The organism is Acidobacteriota bacterium (genome assembly GCA_029861955.1).
In the GTDB taxonomy this organism is placed as follows: domain Bacteria; phylum Acidobacteriota; class Polarisedimenticolia; order Polarisedimenticolales; family Polarisedimenticolaceae; genus JAOTYK01.
In genome coordinates, this window is record JAOTYK010000003.1 from 136,165 (window position 1) to 153,642 (window position 17,478).

Genomic DNA, 17,478 nt, shown 5'->3' on the forward strand with positions numbered 1-17,478 from the left:
ATCTTAGTCGCAGACTCCATCGGATGTGTCGTCCGAGGCCACGCCGCACAGACCCACGGCATTCCAACTCCGCGATCCCGCACTGCTCGAACCGGCGCTGCCGGCCGCCCCATCCTGGTTGACCCAGTGCATGATGAACCACACGTCGTCGCCAACGTGGGTCACGGTGGCTGCGGGACCGGACCCGGCGTCGCAGCCTGAATCGACCGCACCCAGGTAACCGCTGTAGTCTCCGATATTCCCGTAAAGCACCACGGCGTGATCGGCAGAACACGTCGCGCTGTCGAAAGTGAAGTCGATCTCGTCAGGCGCCACGCCTTTCGTCAGTCGCAGACCTATCCCAACGATGTCATCGGCGACAGGGGGCGCCGGCGGGACAAATGTCGAGCAACCGAGATCACATTCGATCCCAGTTGCTGTCAGAACAGCGTTAGCGAGCTGGGCGACACCACCGCCACCGGCCTCACGTACTCGCAACTTGTATGCTCCCGGGCCGGCCGCATTGTAGATCGAGGTCACGTCGTAGGGCTGCGCGTCGGCGGCGCCGAACGGTTTCACGACAGTGTAGCCGCTGCCGTCCCAGAGGCTGATCTGCGCGTTGGCGGTCCAGCTACCGGCGGTCGTCGGTTCCACGATAGTGAGCGTCGTGCCGGAGATCTGCGCGTCCATCTTGCAAGGGCCACTGGCCTCTTCTTCGAGCCCGATCTGATACTGGCCGGGCCCGCCGTTCGGGTTGCCGTAGATCGCAAGCAGGTCGTAAGGGTTCGCGGCGACCTCGTCGAAGTCCTTCAGCGTAAGGTTGAATCCCTGCGGCGTTCGGATGTAGACACGGGTGCACTGCGTGACCTTCTCGTGTGTCAACGAGGTCCAGTCCAGGTCGACGGAGACCGCATCGTTGGGATCCGTGATGAGCGTGCTCAGCGTTGAAAGCACCGACGAGTTTTCCGCGATCAGCGGATCCGTGTCCTGGGTGGCGACTTCCTGCGGTGTCAAATTGGTGTAGTTCTGGTTGAACGTCAGGCTGACGTCGTTCGCAGGTGCGGCCGTCGTCATCGACGGCGACAGATCCGTCACCGAACTTTCGTCACTTGCCACGATCGGGTCCGTCACCTGGGTGGCGGGTTCCGGAACGCCCGGCCCGCCGACGGCCACGCTGAACGCCGCACGCTTGTCGGGATGACTGGTCGCGTTGTCGGTGATGTTCTCGACATCGAAGACGATGTCGTCGATGCACACCGCACCGGCATCGACGCCGAACTGGTAGCTCGCCGTCGCCGTCGCCCCTGCCGCCGAGATCGTTCCGAAATTCGCCCCTGGACTAGAGATCGACGCCGCCAGCGGCGTGGCGACTCCCGTCGCCAGGTCGGCGGTCGTGTTGACGGCGCTGGAGACACTCGAGTTGCGCAGAGTCACATCGACCGACCACGTTTCGGTCGGTTCGACAAGAAGATCGCCGTCGCCGCAGACCTCAACCAGGTTGCCCGCGGAGTCGAAGACCACGCCACATCCAGTGTCCGCGTTCACGGCACTGTCACATTCAAGCTCGACGATGTTGGTCAGGCTGACGTTGTCCAGCCCGTAACCGCCATCGGTGCTGATCCCGTAGACGGCGGAGTTCATCGAGCCGAATCGCCACCGGACACGAACCAGGTCGCCGGGGGTGAGCCCGGTGATCGCGCCGCCGACGCTGGTCCAGTTGACGACACCCTGGTCAAACTGGTTAAAGACGTCTTCGCCTTCTTCCGGTCGTTCCGTTTCACAGGGGAAGCCGAACTCGGTGCCGTTGCACAACGGGTTGCAGTACAGATTCCAGATCAGCGATCCGTCGTAGGGAAGCGTCGAGAGTTTCTGCCAACTTCCGCCGTTGACCTGGTAGTCCACAACGACTCCGTCGAGCCGGAACGTGCCGGTCCACGCGAACAGGTATTCGTGATCGAAGCTGAGGGTCGTGGACGTAGCGCCCACCTTGAACACCGGCGAATACAAAATCGAGTCGTTGAGATCGCTGTAGGTTCCGTTGGGGAACGAGTCCGCCGGATCCTGCCACAGGAAGTAGCCGCCTCCGGGATTGCCACCGGACGCATCCCAGAAGAACTCGTCCACGTAGGGGCTGCAGGTCAGGCCACCGATGTCGGTCGAGGTGCGATCTTTGTCGCCGGGGCCGACCTCGTGGTGGAAGCCCGCCGGGTCGGCGCTGAAGTTCTCCGAAAACGTGATCGTGCCGGGAAGATCGTTGAGATCCAGAATCAGCGTGAACTCCTGAGGTTGGCTGGCTCCGGCGAAGCCGTCGGCCGAGATCAACACCTGAAACGTCGCGGTGGGTGGCGCCGTGGGATCGGCACACTCGGCCTGATCGGCGATCTTGAAGGTAAACGGATCGCTGACGAGGTTGTTCGTCGCGGTGCCACCGTTTGCCAGGACGGTACCGAACGAGGCGCTGTCCTTGATCACGCAGTCCACGTTAGGATCGTCGGTCGCGATCGTTACGCTGGCATTCACCAGATCTTGACTGGTGTTGTTTCTAATTCGCAGTGAGACATCGACCGTCTCGTTGCGGTCGGCAAAGTCGTCGCTGTCACCGTTGTCGGTCAAGGCGACCACGCCCTCGCTGACGACGTCGCCGCCGGAGCAGACCAGGCCGGCAAGCGCGACCTCGGCGGAAGGATCGTCGAGATGGGTCAGCGAGAAGACGTCGGACGGAATGACGAGCAGGGTGCCGTCATTCTCGTTCGCCCCGTCGCCCGTCGAGTAGGGTAACGTCGTCGAGAAGTACGGGCCGGGCCCGACCAGCACGATGGTCTCGCTGTCGCCGGTTCCAAGCGAACGTACGGTGACGCGAACCGATCCGCCTGCTGCCGGGGCCATCACATTGATTCCGAGATCGTCGCCCGGGCACTGCAGATAAGAATACTGATCGAAACTCACGACCGCCGCGGGTGTGGCGCAGGTTCCGAGCTGTTCCTCGGCGTGATACTGGTCGTAGACGAACTGCATATCATCGAGAGAGAGACCTGCAGTCGACGGCGTCGCTTCGGGGTCCGTTCCGTAGTCGGCGTCGTACACCTCGACGGCCCAACGCCACTGAAGACCGGACTCTGCTAGTTTTGGCGCACCACCGAAGCCAGTGCCGTCCAGGTTCTGCGGAGGTTCAGCAGAATCCCATGGTGTCGCACTCTCCCAACCTGTGTTGGCGTAGGCGAAGTAGCCGAAGAAGAACGAGTACAGGCTGTCGACCTCGTTGACCGCCGGCGTGGCGACGCCCAGGTAGTCGTCGTCCCAGAACATGCCCATCACCATCGCCGTATCGGTTCCGGAAATCATGTCCGAGCGATAGAACCATTCGGCGTACTGCCAGTCGAAGAACCACGGTTGTCCGTTGCCGGCGTTCCCGGTGTTCGCCGGAGAGAAGATTGGCGAGTAAAGCACGTCGTCTGTGATCGTGTCATTGGTCGTATTGAACGTTCCGCAGACACCGGAGTCTGGGTTGCTCATCATCGCGTCGGTTCCACCGACGTCGCACGACATCGACGGGTGATCGGTGCGAGTCTCGCTTCCGCAACCGCTGCCGTGTATCCAGGGAGCCTCGATGGTGTTGACGAATGTCGTCACGGCGCAACCATCGGAGAACATGCAGGTATAGTTGTTTACGTAGCGGTCGTTAACGAACCCGGCAGCTCCGCCTTCGAAGTTCCAGCACTCAGATTCGCGTACGATGTTGTCGTCACCCTGTAGCACCTGGACCTGAGTCAGAACCTGCGGCGCAGTGAACCCGTCGGCAATCGACGTCACAGTCAGGTTGAAATCATTCTCGGTCAGCCGCAATCCGCCTGCATCGATGCTTGGGTCGATGTAAAGATTGAACACCGGTCCGCTGAGTTCGCCCGGCTCCAGTGATCCGATATAGACGTTGGGGTTGAAAATCGTCACCTTGCTCGCGGCGGGGCCGGTGATCGATAGCGTCGCATCGAGGTCTGTGAGTGGGTCAGCAGTCAAGGGGTTAAAGACCCCAAACGTGTAGGCGATGTACTCACCGCCATCGAGGTACTCGCGATAGAGTTCCGTTCCTTCGCCTCCCTCGCAGCCGCCATCGGTCAGGTAGCCGCCGTCGTCGAGACGGGTGCTGCACGTCGCCGCGACGTTGCGGGCCTGGTCGTCATGGCCGCCATGGGGATCGAGGTAGGTCGCCGTGATCGTCTCGCCGTCGCTCACGTTGAGCGTGCCGTCGTCGACCGCGCCGGCGGCGTCCGACACGATGAGGGTGGTCATCCAGGTCGTGCAGTCGGGGCCGGCGCAATCCGATCCCACCCAGTTCACGGCCGGGACGGTCTCGGAATCACCACCCGTCGTCGTCATCGTGGTCTGGGCCGACACCGTGGCCGCATCCATCGCCGTCGAATCGGTCACCGTGATGTCCAGTGAATCGTTACAGGACACCGTTCCCTTTGAGACCTGTAGCGTCGAGTCGACGCTACAGGATGGGAACCGGAAGTTGCCGATGTGGGTGCCCCAGTTGAAGTTGCCACCATCGGAGTACTGTCCGAGGTACCAGAACGTACAGCCGTCCGGATCCACCGCCATGCCGGTGTAGTCACCCCAGCGGTCGCAGCTGCCGCCACAACCCGAGCCGTCGGTGTAATTGCCGAGCCCGGCCCGCTGGAGGGTTTCGGCTTGCAGCGTCCCGGCGGCATCGCCGAATTCTCGCCCGGTGACCCACACTCCTGCGTAGGAGGCGTCACCGGACTTGGTGTAACCGATCGCGATGTTGTTGTTGCGGTCGACGGCAAGATCCGGGAAGTAGCGATACTCGTCCGCGGTACCGTAGGCGCCGCCGATCTGCTGCTGCTCCAGGACCGGCGAGGGTCCAGAGACATCGATCTGGATCCAGTCGAGGCAGCTCTCGGAACTGCCACCGCCGAGGTCGCAGGCGACATTGCGTGTGGTCCACAGGCGGCCGTCGCGATATTCGGCGTCGAGCCACTTTGCCGATCCCGTGTCGTTGGGCGCACCGCCACCGAGCTCGGTGGCCTGGGGTGGAACGCCGTTGAACGCGGCCTCAGCCACGTCTCCGTAAACGGTCGGGGCCTGGGAGAAGGGGTTGTCCCAGCGCCAGATGCGTGTATTCCCCCCGGCGTCGTGAGAGACGAAGTGATGGGGCGTTCCGGGAGCCGGCCAGCCGCCGGAGGTGAAGCCGCGGATCTTGACGGGTTGGGCGGTGAAGAAGATCGTGCCGAGACTGGCCTCGGCGACGGCGATCGGATTGCCGGCGTAGAGTGCGTCGCGATCGACGGCGAAGACGCGAGTGTGGTTGAACGAGTTGGCACCGTCATTGAACATGTTGCCGGAGATGTAGATCTCGTCCAGCCCGATACCCATGTGGGGAAAATCGACCCACTCGGTCGTCGAGTTGGCATCGGCGCGGAACCCCGCGCGGTGCCAGGCACCGGTCGGATCGTTAGTTGCGGATGCGGCAAGACACAGGTACGTCGTCGTTCCTGCCGTCTCCACGACGGTCATCCCGCCCATCACGAAGCGGTCGTTGGCCTCGTCGTAGTCGACGTAGACGTCGAATACGCCGTCGCAATTCGGGACGCCGCTGAAAAACGTGTCCAGGTCGATCTCCGCGATCAGCGGTGTACCGGTCTTGTCCCAGACCCGGTACCGCGTGTTCACGATGGCTACCAGGTGACTGGGGCCCGCGGTCATGATCGGGTCCGGCGGGACACTGGTGAAGTTTGAGGGAATGGCGTCGAACGACACACCGTCGCTGACCGGCGCGTGGCTCGTATTCACCGTCGCTAGCTGTGCGTCGGGCGTAGCCGGAGAGCTCTCGGCCAACTGCTTGAGGGTGATGTAGTCATTCAGGGTCATACCGGACAGCGGGTGGTACTCGGAGGCCGGCTCGTTGTGGGACTCGTCGGCTTTCGGCGGCGTGGTCCGTGCGTTGATGTCGAGGTCCAGGTCCCGCAGATCGATGGTCGAGATCGGGTAGGTCGTCTCCCGGACGATGTACTCGATCTCCTCAATCGGCGGCCGGGGAACGCGAGTGCCGTTAATAAGGTTATTCCCGTAGTTGCTGTTGGAGGCGTTGGGGATCTGCACCGATCCGGCCACCTGGCGGGCTTTCCAGAGCTCCAGCTGTTCGTGGGCCAGGGCGGTGATCGGTCGGTAGCCCGGGAGCCAACGGCCCCAGGTCAGATCGGAGGCGGGCACTTTCGCCAGGGATTCGACGGTCGCCTCGCCGGGACGGCGGATCGGAGCCTCTGCCAGTTTCAGCGCATGTCGCCCACTGCCCGGAACGGACGGTTCCAGCCTGGAATAGGGCTTTTCGGTGCCGTCCGTCGCGCAGTCGCTGTCGTCCGCTGCAGTCGGAATCCATGGCATCGACAGGACAAGAAGGGTTGCGATCCAGGGCCAGCCACGCATGTCGATCTCTCCTCGGTTTGGGCCGTCGCACGAACGTCGCCCCGGGCAGAGCGGACTCCGCAGACCCCTACTTTGTACGACACCGCCTAACGGCGGCCCATCAGGAAAACCCGCCGAAATTGAAAGAAAAACCCCTACGGGAGACGGAAAAGGGGGCAGGAAAAGGGGACAGATTTATTTTCCCGCGGAGCGGAAAATAAATCTGTCCCCTTTTCCTCTTTTCTATCGGGCGAGGGCCTTGGCGCGTTGGATGAGTCGGGGTTCGACGAAGTCCGCCGTTTGCCAGATCCTCAGGGCGTTCCTGGCGTGGGCCTCCGCGTCCGAGAGCCAGCATCGCGCCGCCGCCGGTTGGGGCACGCCGCTGTACGACGTTCTTCGATCCACCGACAGCACGGACTTTGGCACGCCGACCTGTGTCGAGTCTGATGACGGGATCGACACCGTCGCGACGGCACAACAACTCCAGGCCAGGGTGGACATGGACCTATCGGCAACGATCTTCTTCAGGCGTGTTGCGGCCCTTACGGGGCGTTTCTCGCCAAACTGATTTGTTACACTCAAATCCATCACCATCGGGACAAGATCGAGCCATGAAAGCCGTCGTTCACACAGAGTACGGGCCCCCCGAGGTCCTCACACTCAGGGAGGTTGTGAAGCCGACTCCGGGGGCGAAAGAGGTCCTCATCCGGATCGCTGCCACAACCGTCAATACCGGCGATTGCGAGATGCGTCGGTCCGAAATTCCGAACGTGATCTGGTTCATCATCCGCTTGTTCTTCGGACTCACGAAGCCGCGCAAGCAGATCCTCGGCGCGTATTTCTCCGGAGAAATCGAAGCCGTCGGCTCAGACGTTGAACAGTTTCAGGTAGGCGACCAGGTGTTTGCCGCTTCCGGCGTTCGCTTCGGTGCATACGCCGAGTACGTCTGCCTACCTAGCCGCTTCACGATCGCGACGAAACCCACCAACATGACCCACAAGGAGGCCTCAGCCGTGCCCCTCGGTGGGCTCAACGCGTGGCACTACCTCCAGAAAGCGAAAATCAGGAAAGGTGAGAAGGTCCTCATCAACGGAGCAGGCGGAGCTTTCGGGACCTTCGCCGTGCAGCTGGCCAAGCTGATGGGAGCGACGGTGACCGGCGTCGATAGCACGGAGAAGCTGGACATGTTGCGCGAGCTCGGGGCGGATCATGTCATCGACTACACGCAAGAAGACTACACGGATAACGGCGAGACCTACGACGTGATCTTCAATGTGGTGGCCAAGAGCTCGCTGTCTCGAGGGATTCGAACCCTCAACAGCGGTGGAAGATATCTATTGACCAACCCGGCGGGTCTCTTTCAGATGTTCCGCGCGCCGTGGATATCGATGACGAGTGACAAGGACGTGATCGTGCAGTTCGCACCGGAGACGGTCGACGAATTGAACCACCTGCGAGAGCTCATCGAATCCGGCAAACTCCGGTCGATCATCGACCGATCCTTCCCCCTGGAACAGGCCGTCGAGGCTCATCACTACGTGGAATCGGGCCGCAAGAAGGGGAACGTTGTCTTGACGATGGGCCCTGCCTGATAGGGTTTCCTCTCACCCGTTTTCCTAGTCGGTCGGTGGGTCCGGTAGTTCGACCCTATTGCGGGCCAAGTAGGAGAGCCACGGCTCGAAGGAAATGAAGATATCGACAAGCTCTTCGAGGGCGGCACGGCCGAAACGTCGCCGTTCCGCAGCGCCTCGATCCTTCCGCCAGGAGAGGAGTTTCTCCAACTCTCCGTGATCCAGGAACACGGCACTGCAACCGCCGCACCAGTCGATCGCGATCTTGTCCTGAGTTCCGCGCATCATCGCCGTGTCGCAGATCCCACACACAAGGGCGCTAGCTTCGCCAAACGCGGGACTCATGAACTCCTCGATGCTGCCCTCGTGTTGGATCGTGGAAAACTCGGCGAACAGGGCGTCGAGCGCAAGGGAGTCAAACCACAGTCCGTCGCAGGTCTTGCAGCGCCCGTAGCGGATGCCGCGCTGCTCCTCTTCCTGAAAAGACCAGCCGCATTTTGGACATGGAACCTGTTTCATCATGATGAGAAGTCATCTCCTGGACAAAAAGGGGACAGATTTATTTTAGACCCTATTTTAGAACCAAATCCGTCCACACCGCGACCGGCGCACCGGCAGTGATTCTGCTCCGGAGTGTCCAGCCCGCCGTGGTAATCTCCGCCCATGAACCCGCGGATTCGCTTCGTCCTCTCGCTGCTGGCGTGGGTGGTGCTCGGCTGCCAACCGACGTTCTCTCAGACCGATCGCCCCGCTGGAAACGTGCTCGGGCAGGCGACGATCAAGGAGGCGTACGACGCCTATCACACGGAGCGGTTGACGGACGGAGTCCTGGGTCCCGAGGGTGGACACTGGCTAAGCGATCGAAACACGCTGTTCACGTCGATGGGATACGTGGTCTTCGAGTTACCGCAGACGATCCCGGTCGGCTACGCGCGCAACGAGCGAATCCGGGCGACCCGCTCCGTCACCGTCGTCGAGTCGGCGCCGTGGCCGCGAAGGATCACGCGGGCGATCTGACGGCTGACTCCAGCCGACCGTGAGAGGAACGGCAGCGCCGGCATCAACGGTGCGACGGGGCGACACGGTCGCGTTAGCCGGGGCGGCAGATGAAAAACAGCTCTGACCCTTGTTGTGCCCGCCTAGAAAGCGATGCTGTACGCGACGCCGGGGTGTTCCATCGATGCCGGTAAGAAGGTGAACACGCGTCGTTTGTGGCGGTAGTCGACGGTCGGGTGAAGGTTGACCCCATCCCATAAAAGGGTCGACGAGAACCCCTTGTCGAAATCGGCTCTCAGACCGCCGATGACGTAGCGCCGGTCGTTTCTCGGTCTCCTCGACCGCTACGAAGTTGAGCAGTGGGCCGACCTTGTCTTCGTCCGATAACGGGTTGTACTCGACACCCAGCGCCAGCCGCGGGACGACCCGATAGGTCAGCGTGGTCCGCAGTTTCGCTCGCTCGATCTCATTCGGAATCCAACGTTGGCTGTACTCAAACTTGTGTTCCGTCTCGGCAGTCCCCCGGACCGCCCGCCCCTCGCCGGGTCAGAGGGCTCAGCTGGGGACTCGTGAGGCCTCGCTCTTGTCTTTTCCACATGCGGTGGATCCTAGAGGATAGAATCGGTCTGTGCAGCGCTGTGTTTGACGATGGAGACGGCGGTGACGATCGAACCCGGACAAACCCTATTGCACTACCGCCTTACCGAGAAGATCGGCGAGGGCGGCATGGGTGTCGTCTGGAAAGCGTTGGACACGACCCTCGATCGCGAGGTCGCGATCAAGGTCCTGCCCGCCGCATTTGCGGGGAACGCCGAGCGACTGGCCCGCTTCGAACGAGAGGCCAAACTGTTGGCGTCGTTGAATCATCCTAACCTGGCCACCGTCTTCGGGGTGCATCGTTCGGACGACACGAGGTTCCTGGCGATGGAGCTCGTTCCCGGAGAAGATCTTGCACAGCGAATCAGCCGGGGAAGGCTCTCCATAGAGGAAGTCATCGGCATTGCGGGACAGGTCGCCAGGGCGCTCGAGGCGGCCCACGGGCGTGGCGTGGTTCATCGCGACCTCAAGCCTGCCAACATTCGGGTCACGCCCGATGGCACGGTCAAGATTCTGGACTTCGGTCTGGCCAAGACCCTGGAGGCGGAGAGCGGCGACCCATCGCTCTCCCCGACGATGACCTCGGTGGGATCGGTGGCCGGGATGTTGCTGGGCACGGCGGGTTACATGAGCCCGGAGCAAGCCCGCGGGCAGGACGTGGACGAACGAAGCGACATCTGGTCGTTCGGGTGTGTGTTGTGGGAGTGCCTGACTCAACAGGTGCTATTTGGCGGCAAGACCGTGTCCGATTCGATCGGGGCCATCCTGCACACGGAGCCGGATTGGACGCGGTTGCCGGAGGGGACGACGCCGGCCCTGCGACGGTTGTTGCAACGCTGCCTATCCAAGGATCCGCGTCATCGACTGCACCACATCGCCGACGCTCGCATCGAGCTGGAGGCGACGGACCCGGATTTACCTTCTGTCGTCCGTTCTTCCCGCGGCTACTGGATCGCCATCGCCGTGCTGGCAATCGCCGCGACGACCGCACTCACGGCCGCGCTGTGGCCGACGGCCGACAAGGCCGAAGCCGAGGACGCGAATCCGCTGGCCGGCGCGCGGTTTACCAGGGTCACGGATTTCCCCGGAGCGGAGTACGACGCCGCGATCTCACCGGATGGCAGGTTTGTCACGTTCGTTTCGGATCGCGACGGGCCGTTCCAGCTCTACGTGGGTCAGATCGGCGCCGGCGATTTTCGCAAGCTCAATTCGGACGATTTCACAATGGACGATGCCCGCGCAGCGGTGCGCAGCGTCGGGTTCAACAGCGACGGTTCGGAGATCTGGCTCGGCGGCGGTCCGTTGCGGAGGGTGCGCATGATGCCTCTGCTCGGGGGATCGGTCCGCAATTTCCTGAGCGAGGAATCGGTCACCGTGGCGTGGTCTCCCGACGGCACTCAGATTGTCTACCACGAGCGCGTCGCAGGAGACCCGCTCTACATCGCCGATAGCAACGAGACCAACAGCCGCAAGATCCTCAGTCCACCTGCGGGAACCCACCAACACTACCCGGTCTGGTCCGCCGACGGGCTGTGGATCTACATGGCTCGCGGACGCCCGGCAACCCTCGAGATGGACCTCTGGCGAGTGCGTGTGAACGGCGAAGATCTAGAGCAGGTAACCCACGGCAAACTGGACGTACGGTCTCCAACGCCGATCGACGCAAACACCGTGCTCTACAGCGCGCGGGATACCGACGGTGCGGGACCCTGGTTGTGGGCGCTGGATGTTCGGACGGGAGTCTCTCGACGCGCAAGTATCGGGCTGGAGCAGTACGCGTCGATATCGGCCAGCGCCAACGGACGCCGCCTGGTAGTCACCGTTCAGGATGCACGGTCGACGCTCTGGAGTGTGCCGATCCAGGAACGCCCCGCGACCGAGGGTGACGCGCAGCCGATCACCGACTTGCAGACGCCCCGCGCACTCTCGCCGCGCTTCGGTGGCTCGTCGATGTTCTATCTGTCGTCGCGGGGAAGTGGCGACGGGTTATGGCGCTACTCCGGCGGTAAACCCTCGGAGATCTGGAGGGGCAGCAAGACGGCGCTGCTCGAGCCGGCTGCGGTGTCACCGGATGGCGAGACGGTCGTTCTACTCCTTCGTAACGAGGAACGATGGCGGCTTCACACGCTTGGAGCCGACGGCACCCGCTTGCGACTGCTGTCCGAGACCATTGACGCGCGAGGTGCTGCCGCGTGGTCACCCGATGGAAAATGGATCGTAACCGGCGGGTACGAAGCAGGCGTGGAGGGTTTGTTCAAGATTCCTGTGGGGGGTGGCGCCGCCGAGCGCATCGTCGATGGGGAGGCGCTGAATCCCGTCTGGTCACCGGAAGGGAATCTCATCGCCTACACCGGCGCGCAGGTCAACGTTGTCACGCCGCTCCTGGCCGTCCGTCCCGATGGGGAGCCAGTGAGATTTCCCGAGATCGATTTGTTTCGTTGGGGACAGCGTGCACGCTTTCTTCCGGATGGTACGGGCCTTGTCTACATGCAGGGCCAGGGGTCTGCCCAGGACTTCTGGCTTCTCGACCTGACCACGCTCAGGAGTCGACGACTGACCGAACTCGGCGGTACGGACACGATGATGTCTTTCGATGTTACGCCGGACGGAAGCCGAATCGTCTTCGATAGACTACGCGAGAACGTCGACGTCGTATTGATCGAGTTGAAGCGCACGGACTAACCGGGCGAGCCGTCGGCCTCGAAGCCCTCCCGTCGTGCCTGACCGAGATTCTAACGCGGTGTGTCCAGGCCTCCGTGCTAACCTCCCGCCATGACCCGCGTAGATCCTGCGAGCAAGCGAATCCGCAACGGTTTAGTGCTGTTGGTTTGGGTCGCGTTTGGCTGCCAACCGACGTACTCTCAGACCGATTGCCCCGCTGGCAACGTGCTCGGGCAGGCGACGATCAAGGAGGCGTACGACGCCTATCACACCGAGCGGTTGACGGACGGAGTCCTGGGGCCCGAGGGTGGACACTGGCTAAGCGATCGAAACACGCTGTTCACATCGATGGGATACGTGGTCTTCGAGTTACCGCAGACGATCCCGGTCCACTCGATCTTCCTGCAAGCGGATGCCAATGACAGTTACCGACTGAGCGGATCGACGGACGGGCGGCAGTGGCAGCCGCTGGAAGAGATTCCCGCCGTCGGTCCGGCCGGCATGCAGATGCGGTACGCCACCGGATTCGATTTCACGCTTCGATTCCTTCGCGTGGAGCCGGGGGCGGGGGACGGCGACTTCAGCATCGGTGAGATCGCGGCCTACTGCGGGACGCCGACCCCATGGCCGCCGGCATTCGAACGCCGCGAGGGCACGGTGCGGGACGGCGCATGGTCCGCCGACCGCAAGCGACGCCTGGCACTCTGGAAGAGCGGCCTTGGCGTCGTCGGTGGCCTGATCCTGCTGGTCGTCGCACACCGAAGCAAGCGATCCCTTTCCCCGTTACCGTACGAGCGTGCGCTGCTGGTGGCGATCGCGATCAGTGGTGGGTTGGCCTGGATCAACTTCGGCACGTTTCACGGCCCGAACGTCGTGCATCTTCACGACACCTACCACTACGTCATGGGGGCCAAGTACTTCCCCGAGAACCGTTACACCGGTCTCTACCATTGTTCGGAGGTCGCAGAGGCCGAATCGGGACGCCGGAGCTTCGTCGAGCGTCGGATGATCCGAAATCTCGAGACCAACGTCCTTGAGTCGGCGACCCGTGCACTGGCGGCGTCCGAGCGATGTCATCAGGCGTTCAGTCCCGAGCGATGGAAAGAGTTCACCGCGGACGTCGAGTTCTATCGAAGCAAGGACTATCCCGGTTCGTGGAGTTCGATCTTTCGCGACCACGGCTACAACGCGACGCCGGTGTGGACCGCCGCCGGTCGTCTGGTCGTCGAGCGCGGATCGATGAGCCAACAACTCGGGTGGCTCGCGGCTCTGGATTTCGCATTCTATGTGCTCATGTTCGGAGCGATCGCGTGGGCGTTCGGGTTGCAGACCACGGCTTTGGCAGCCTTGGTCTGGGGGATCGGGTTCCCGTGGCAGTACGACTGGACGGGGGGCGCCTTCGGCCGCACGCCCTGGATACTCTTCGCCGTGTTGTCCATCTGCCTGTTGCATCGATCGCGGTTCCGATTTGCCGGATTCGCACTGGGTGTCTCGACGTTGCTACGGGCGTTTCCATCGGTACTGGTTGCCGGACCGCTCTTGATCGCAGGACGGGACCTCTTGCGTCGACGTAAGCTGACGAAGTCAATCACCGGCCTGGTGGTCGGTGGGCTATTGGCAGTCGTCGTGGGGGTGTCGTTCGGTGCGTTGTCCGACGGTGGTCTAAAGAACTGGTCGGGGTTCTCCGACAACCTGCGCAAGCACTCCGCGTCCCCGTTGGGGAACCATGTCGGCCTTCGAGCCGCACTGTCTTGGAGCCCGTCGAATACCCAGTCGAAGGTGCTGACAGGAAGACTCGACGACTTCGCGCGCTGGGAAAAGGGTCGTCACGATACGTTCGCCGCGCGTCGGCCGGTCTATTTCATCGTCGCTGCCGCGTTGGTTGGGTTGTTCGCGTGGTTCGTGTTGCGAACTCGGCGCGCCGAGTGGGAGACCGTCGCCGCCGGGATCCTGCCGTTGATGGTGTTGACCGATCTGGCGTCGTACTACCTGATCGCGTTTATCTTGCTTGTCCCGTTTGCGTCGGGACGTCCCCGACGGATCGCGTGGTTCGTCGGCACCGTCGTCGTGAGCCAACTCCTGCAACTGCTACGCCCTTCCGTCGATACATTGTTCTTCATGCAATCCGTCCTTTTTCTTATCGCCATCACCGCAGTGGTCTTGATGAGGAACCGGGAGCCATGAGCCTGCTTACATTCAAGACACTCACCGGATCCACTGCCCGGTCGACCTAGTCTTCCCACGCCGGAATCGGTCGACCCTCGAGGTGGCTCTTCATCGCCTTCTCGAACAGGAAGTCCCAACCCTTGGCCTTGCTTTCCTTCGTCTGGTCCGACACACGCCCCATGGTGCTTTCGCTGAAGCGCAGGACCGTATCGTCGCCGGCGGACTCGAGGGTCCAGGTGCCGAAGCCGAAAGTCGGACCGCCCCAGTTGGGGAAGCTGGAGCCCAGCACCTGCAGCATCTTCCCGGGGTCCAGCGACACCACCGTGCCCCACAGCGTCCCACCGCCGTTCTTCCACTGCTCGAACATCCGACCTCCGGGTCGGGCCTCGAGGGTGTAGGTGCGGGTCTCGGAGTCGCCACCGGTGTAGAACTCGTTTGGCCACCAGGCGCCGATGTCGTCGGTCAGTGCCTGCCAGACCTTGTCGACGGGCGCCGCGATGCGCACCTCCATCTCAAGGTCGACGATCGTCGCGGTGCTCATGAGCTTCCCCCCGTGTTGGTTTCCGGGCCGGTCTTCAATCGCAACAACTCAAGCGGAGAACAAAGGGGACAGATTTATTTTTCTCTGCGAAAAATAAATCTGTCCCCTTTTAGCGTGTCCCCTTTTAGCGCAACATCTTCCACAGGTAGGCGAAGTTCAGCGCCGACATGTAGGCCCGCTGATTGAGATTGGCCGCCGCCGCATGTCCACCCTCGGTGTTCTCGTAGTAGTAGACAGGCTTCCCCATCGCCAGCATCCGCGCCACCATCTTCCGCGCGTGAGCGGGATGCACCCGGTCGTCGCGGGTCGACGTCGCGAAGAAGACCTGCGGGTAGTCCGTCTTCTTGTCGAGGTTGTGGTACGGCGACCACGTCTTGATGTAATTCCAGTCGTCGGTGTCGGGGTTGCCGTACTCGGCCATCCAGCTGTTCCCGGCCAGTAGCTTGTTGTAGCGCTTCATGTCCAGAAGCGGGACGAGACAGACCACCGCCTTGAACAGCTCCGGTCGTTGGACGAAGGTGCCGCCGACGAGGAGTCCACCCTGGGACCCACCCATGATGCCCAGGTGATCGGCCGAGGTGATCTTTCGCTTGATGAGATCTTCCGCAACCGCCGCGAAGTCGTCGAAGTTGGTCTGGTGTTTCTCTTTCACCGCTGCCGTGTGCCACTTGGGGCCGAACTCGCCGCCGCCGCGGATATTGGCCACCACGTAGACGCCACCGCGGGAGACCCAGGACGTGCCGGTCGTGCTGGAGTAGCGCGGCACCTGGGAGATCTCGAAGCCGCCGTAACCGTAGAGCAGTGTCGGGTGACTGCCGTCGGCCTTGAACCCCTTGGGCTTGAAGACGAAGTACGGGATCTTCGTACCATCGACGGACGCCGCTTCGAGCTGTTCCACCGACATGCCGTCGGTGTCGAACCACTCCGGCGATGATTTGATCGCCTGAGGTTCCCCACCGTCACGAACGAGGTAGAGACTGGAAGGAGTCATGAAGTCGGTGTAGGTGAAGAAGAAGTTGTCGTCGACATCCCCACTGCTCCCCAGACGGATGGTACCGAGACCCGGCAGCGAGATCTCCTTGCTCTCCCATCCGTTCTCGCCGGGTGTCAGTCGGTAAAGTCGACCGCGAACGTTATCGAGCGTCGTAAGCAACAGATGATTCTTCGTGCTGCTCACACGACCCAGAGATACACGCTCCTGCGGCACGAACAAGGTCTCGAAGTCGCGTTTGCCCGCGAGGAAGTCATCGAGATCGATGGCAAGCAGCGCGTCGCCGGGATAGGTCGTACCCCCGACCGTCCAATCCGAACGCAGCGCGATCAGTAGTTGATCCTTGAAGATACCCTGCAGGTAGGCGTCCTCGGGGATGTCGACCTTGATCAGTCGCTCGTCCATGCGGAAGAACGTCGTCCCGCGAAAAAACGCCGGTGTCTGGCTGACGAAATCAAAACGACCTTCCGGCGTGTGCATGCTGTAGGCGCTGACCGAGACGTCATCCACGGAACCCTCGAAGACCGTGGTGGCCGATTCCATGGCGGTGCCCCGCTTCCACTCCTTGGTGAAACGGGGATAGCCGGATCGGGTCAGCGTGCCTTCGCCGAAGTCGGTTCCGAGCCACAGCGTGTCCTTGTCCTTCCAGCTGACGTTGGCCTTGGCCTCGGGGACGACGAACCCGTCATCCACAAACTGTTTGGCAACGGTGTCGAATTCACGACGCACCGACGCATCGCCACCGCCGCGGGAGAGCGTCAGCATGCAATGGCGGTATTCCGGCGACAGGCAGTTGGAGCCCTTCCAGACCCAGTTCTCTTCCTCGGCTTCCGCCAGAGCGTCAAGATCGAGAACGATCTCCCAGGCGGGCGACTCCTTGAGGTACTCGTCGAGGAACGTGCGACGCCAGATGCCACGGACGTGATCGCTGTCTTGCCAGTAGTTGTAGACCCACGCGCCCCTGATCGACGGTCCGGGAATCCGATCTTGCGAATTGAAGATCTCGAGGAGCTGCTCGTGAATATCCTCGAACTCGGGCACCGCCTCGAACTCGGCGACCGTCGCCGCGCTCTGCTCCACGGCCCAGGCCAGGGCCTTCTCACCCTCGACCTCCTCGAGCCACAGATAGGGGTCGTTGTCCTTGGCCATCGCGACTGCGCCAAGCAAGGATGCAAACAGAACGGTAGCCAGGAATCGTCGACGCATGGGGCAGCTCCTAAAAAGGGGACAGATTTATTTTTTCTCACGAAAAATAAATCTGTCCCCAATTATACAGAAAATAAATCTGTCCCCTTTTTGGTCAGGGATCGCAGGTATTTCCGCTTGCGGTGCAGCGAGGGTCGGAACAATTGACCGGGGTGTCGCCGTCGCCGTCGCCGCAGCAGTAGCGACCATTCGGGTTGCCCCCCTGGACGCCGTTGCAGTCGGCCTCGCAGGAGACGCAGTCCTCGCCGGCGCTCAACTCGCAGATGTTGTTCCCGCACTGCCAATCACGGCAAGATGAGGTGTCGTAGCCGCCGCAACCCGGATCGCAGAACAGATCGCCGGTGTCG

General features: G+C 62.1%; 10 protein-coding genes. 5 read left to right on the top strand and 5 right to left on the bottom strand.

Going from position 1 to position 17,478, the window contains the following annotated elements; translation table 11 throughout:
- Positions 1–3 precede the first annotated feature (3 nt).
- The gene (locus OES25_02515) at positions 4–6,423 is read right to left on the bottom strand and encodes a hypothetical protein (GenBank protein ID MDH3626516.1); all 6,420 of its coding nucleotides are present in this window, start codon (positions 6,421–6,423) and stop codon (positions 4–6) included.
- A gap of 250 nt (positions 6,424–6,673) precedes the next feature.
- Between OES25_02515 and OES25_02520 the strand changes: the two genes are divergently transcribed.
- Complete coding sequence (locus tag OES25_02520) at positions 6,674–6,970, top strand: hypothetical protein (protein MDH3626517.1); 297 nt, start codon at positions 6,674–6,676, stop codon at positions 6,968–6,970.
- 43 nt (positions 6,971–7,013) lie between these two features.
- Positions 7,014–7,994: an NAD(P)-dependent alcohol dehydrogenase gene (locus OES25_02525; protein ID MDH3626518.1), complete on the top strand. Its 981-nt coding sequence runs from the start codon at positions 7,014–7,016 to the stop codon at positions 7,992–7,994.
- A 24-nt stretch (positions 7,995–8,018) separates the two neighbouring features.
- Here the strand turns inward: OES25_02525 and OES25_02530 are convergent, their stop codons facing one another.
- Positions 8,019–8,495: a zf-TFIIB domain-containing protein gene (locus OES25_02530; protein ID MDH3626519.1), complete on the bottom strand. Its 477-nt coding sequence runs from the start codon at positions 8,493–8,495 to the stop codon at positions 8,019–8,021.
- Positions 8,496–8,636: 141 nt separating this feature from the next.
- Between OES25_02530 and OES25_02535 the strand changes: the two genes are divergently transcribed.
- From OES25_02535 to OES25_02545, 3 genes are all read left to right on the top strand, one after another.
- Positions 8,637–8,990, top strand: coding sequence for a hypothetical protein (locus OES25_02535; GenBank protein ID MDH3626520.1), 354 nt, complete (start codon positions 8,637–8,639; stop codon positions 8,988–8,990).
- Between the two features lie 639 nt (positions 8,991–9,629).
- Positions 9,630–12,248, top strand: a complete 2,619-nt coding sequence (locus OES25_02540) for a serine/threonine-protein kinase (protein ID MDH3626521.1) — start codon at positions 9,630–9,632, stop codon at positions 12,246–12,248.
- A gap of 90 nt (positions 12,249–12,338) precedes the next feature.
- On the top strand, positions 12,339–14,411 hold the full coding sequence (locus tag OES25_02545; GenBank protein ID MDH3626522.1) for a DUF1129 domain-containing protein: 2,073 nt from the start codon (positions 12,339–12,341) through the stop codon (positions 14,409–14,411).
- Between the two features lie 46 nt (positions 14,412–14,457).
- Here OES25_02545 and OES25_02550 read toward each other — a convergent pair whose 3' ends face one another.
- From OES25_02550 to OES25_02560, 3 genes are all read right to left on the bottom strand, one after another.
- Positions 14,458–14,934, bottom strand: coding sequence for an SRPBCC domain-containing protein (locus OES25_02550; protein MDH3626523.1), 477 nt, complete (start codon positions 14,932–14,934; stop codon positions 14,458–14,460).
- A gap of 124 nt (positions 14,935–15,058) precedes the next feature.
- Positions 15,059–17,131 (bottom strand): prolyl oligopeptidase family serine peptidase, encoded by a 2,073-nt coding sequence (locus OES25_02555; protein ID MDH3626524.1) that lies wholly within the window; start codon positions 17,129–17,131, stop codon positions 15,059–15,061.
- A 94-nt stretch (positions 17,132–17,225) separates the two neighbouring features.
- On the bottom strand, positions 17,226–17,478 hold a 253-nt coding region (locus OES25_02560; protein MDH3626525.1), incomplete at its 5' end, for a hypothetical protein.

What these genes read in the sequence shown, in the direction of transcription:
- OES25_02545 (MDH3626522.1), top strand. Translation starts at nt 12,339, where the DNA reads ATGACCCGCGTAGATCCTGCGAGCAAGCGAATCCGCAACGGTTTAGTG.
- OES25_02555 (MDH3626524.1), bottom strand. Translation starts at nt 17,131, where the DNA reads ATGCGTCGACGATTCCTGGCTACCGTTCTGTTTGCATCCTTGCTTGGC.
- OES25_02550 (MDH3626523.1), bottom strand. Translation starts at nt 14,934, where the DNA reads ATGAGCACCGCGACGATCGTCGACCTTGAGATGGAGGTGCGCATCGCG.
- OES25_02535 (MDH3626520.1), top strand. Translation starts at nt 8,637, where the DNA reads ATGAACCCGCGGATTCGCTTCGTCCTCTCGCTGCTGGCGTGGGTGGTG.
- OES25_02525 (MDH3626518.1), top strand. Translation starts at nt 7,014, where the DNA reads ATGAAAGCCGTCGTTCACACAGAGTACGGGCCCCCCGAGGTCCTCACA.
- OES25_02515 (MDH3626516.1), bottom strand. Translation starts at nt 6,423, where the DNA reads ATGCGTGGCTGGCCCTGGATCGCAACCCTTCTTGTCCTGTCGATGCCA.
- OES25_02530 (MDH3626519.1), bottom strand. Translation starts at nt 8,495, where the DNA reads ATGATGAAACAGGTTCCATGTCCAAAATGCGGCTGGTCTTTTCAGGAA.
- OES25_02520 (MDH3626517.1), top strand. Translation starts at nt 6,674, where the DNA reads ATGAGTCGGGGTTCGACGAAGTCCGCCGTTTGCCAGATCCTCAGGGCG.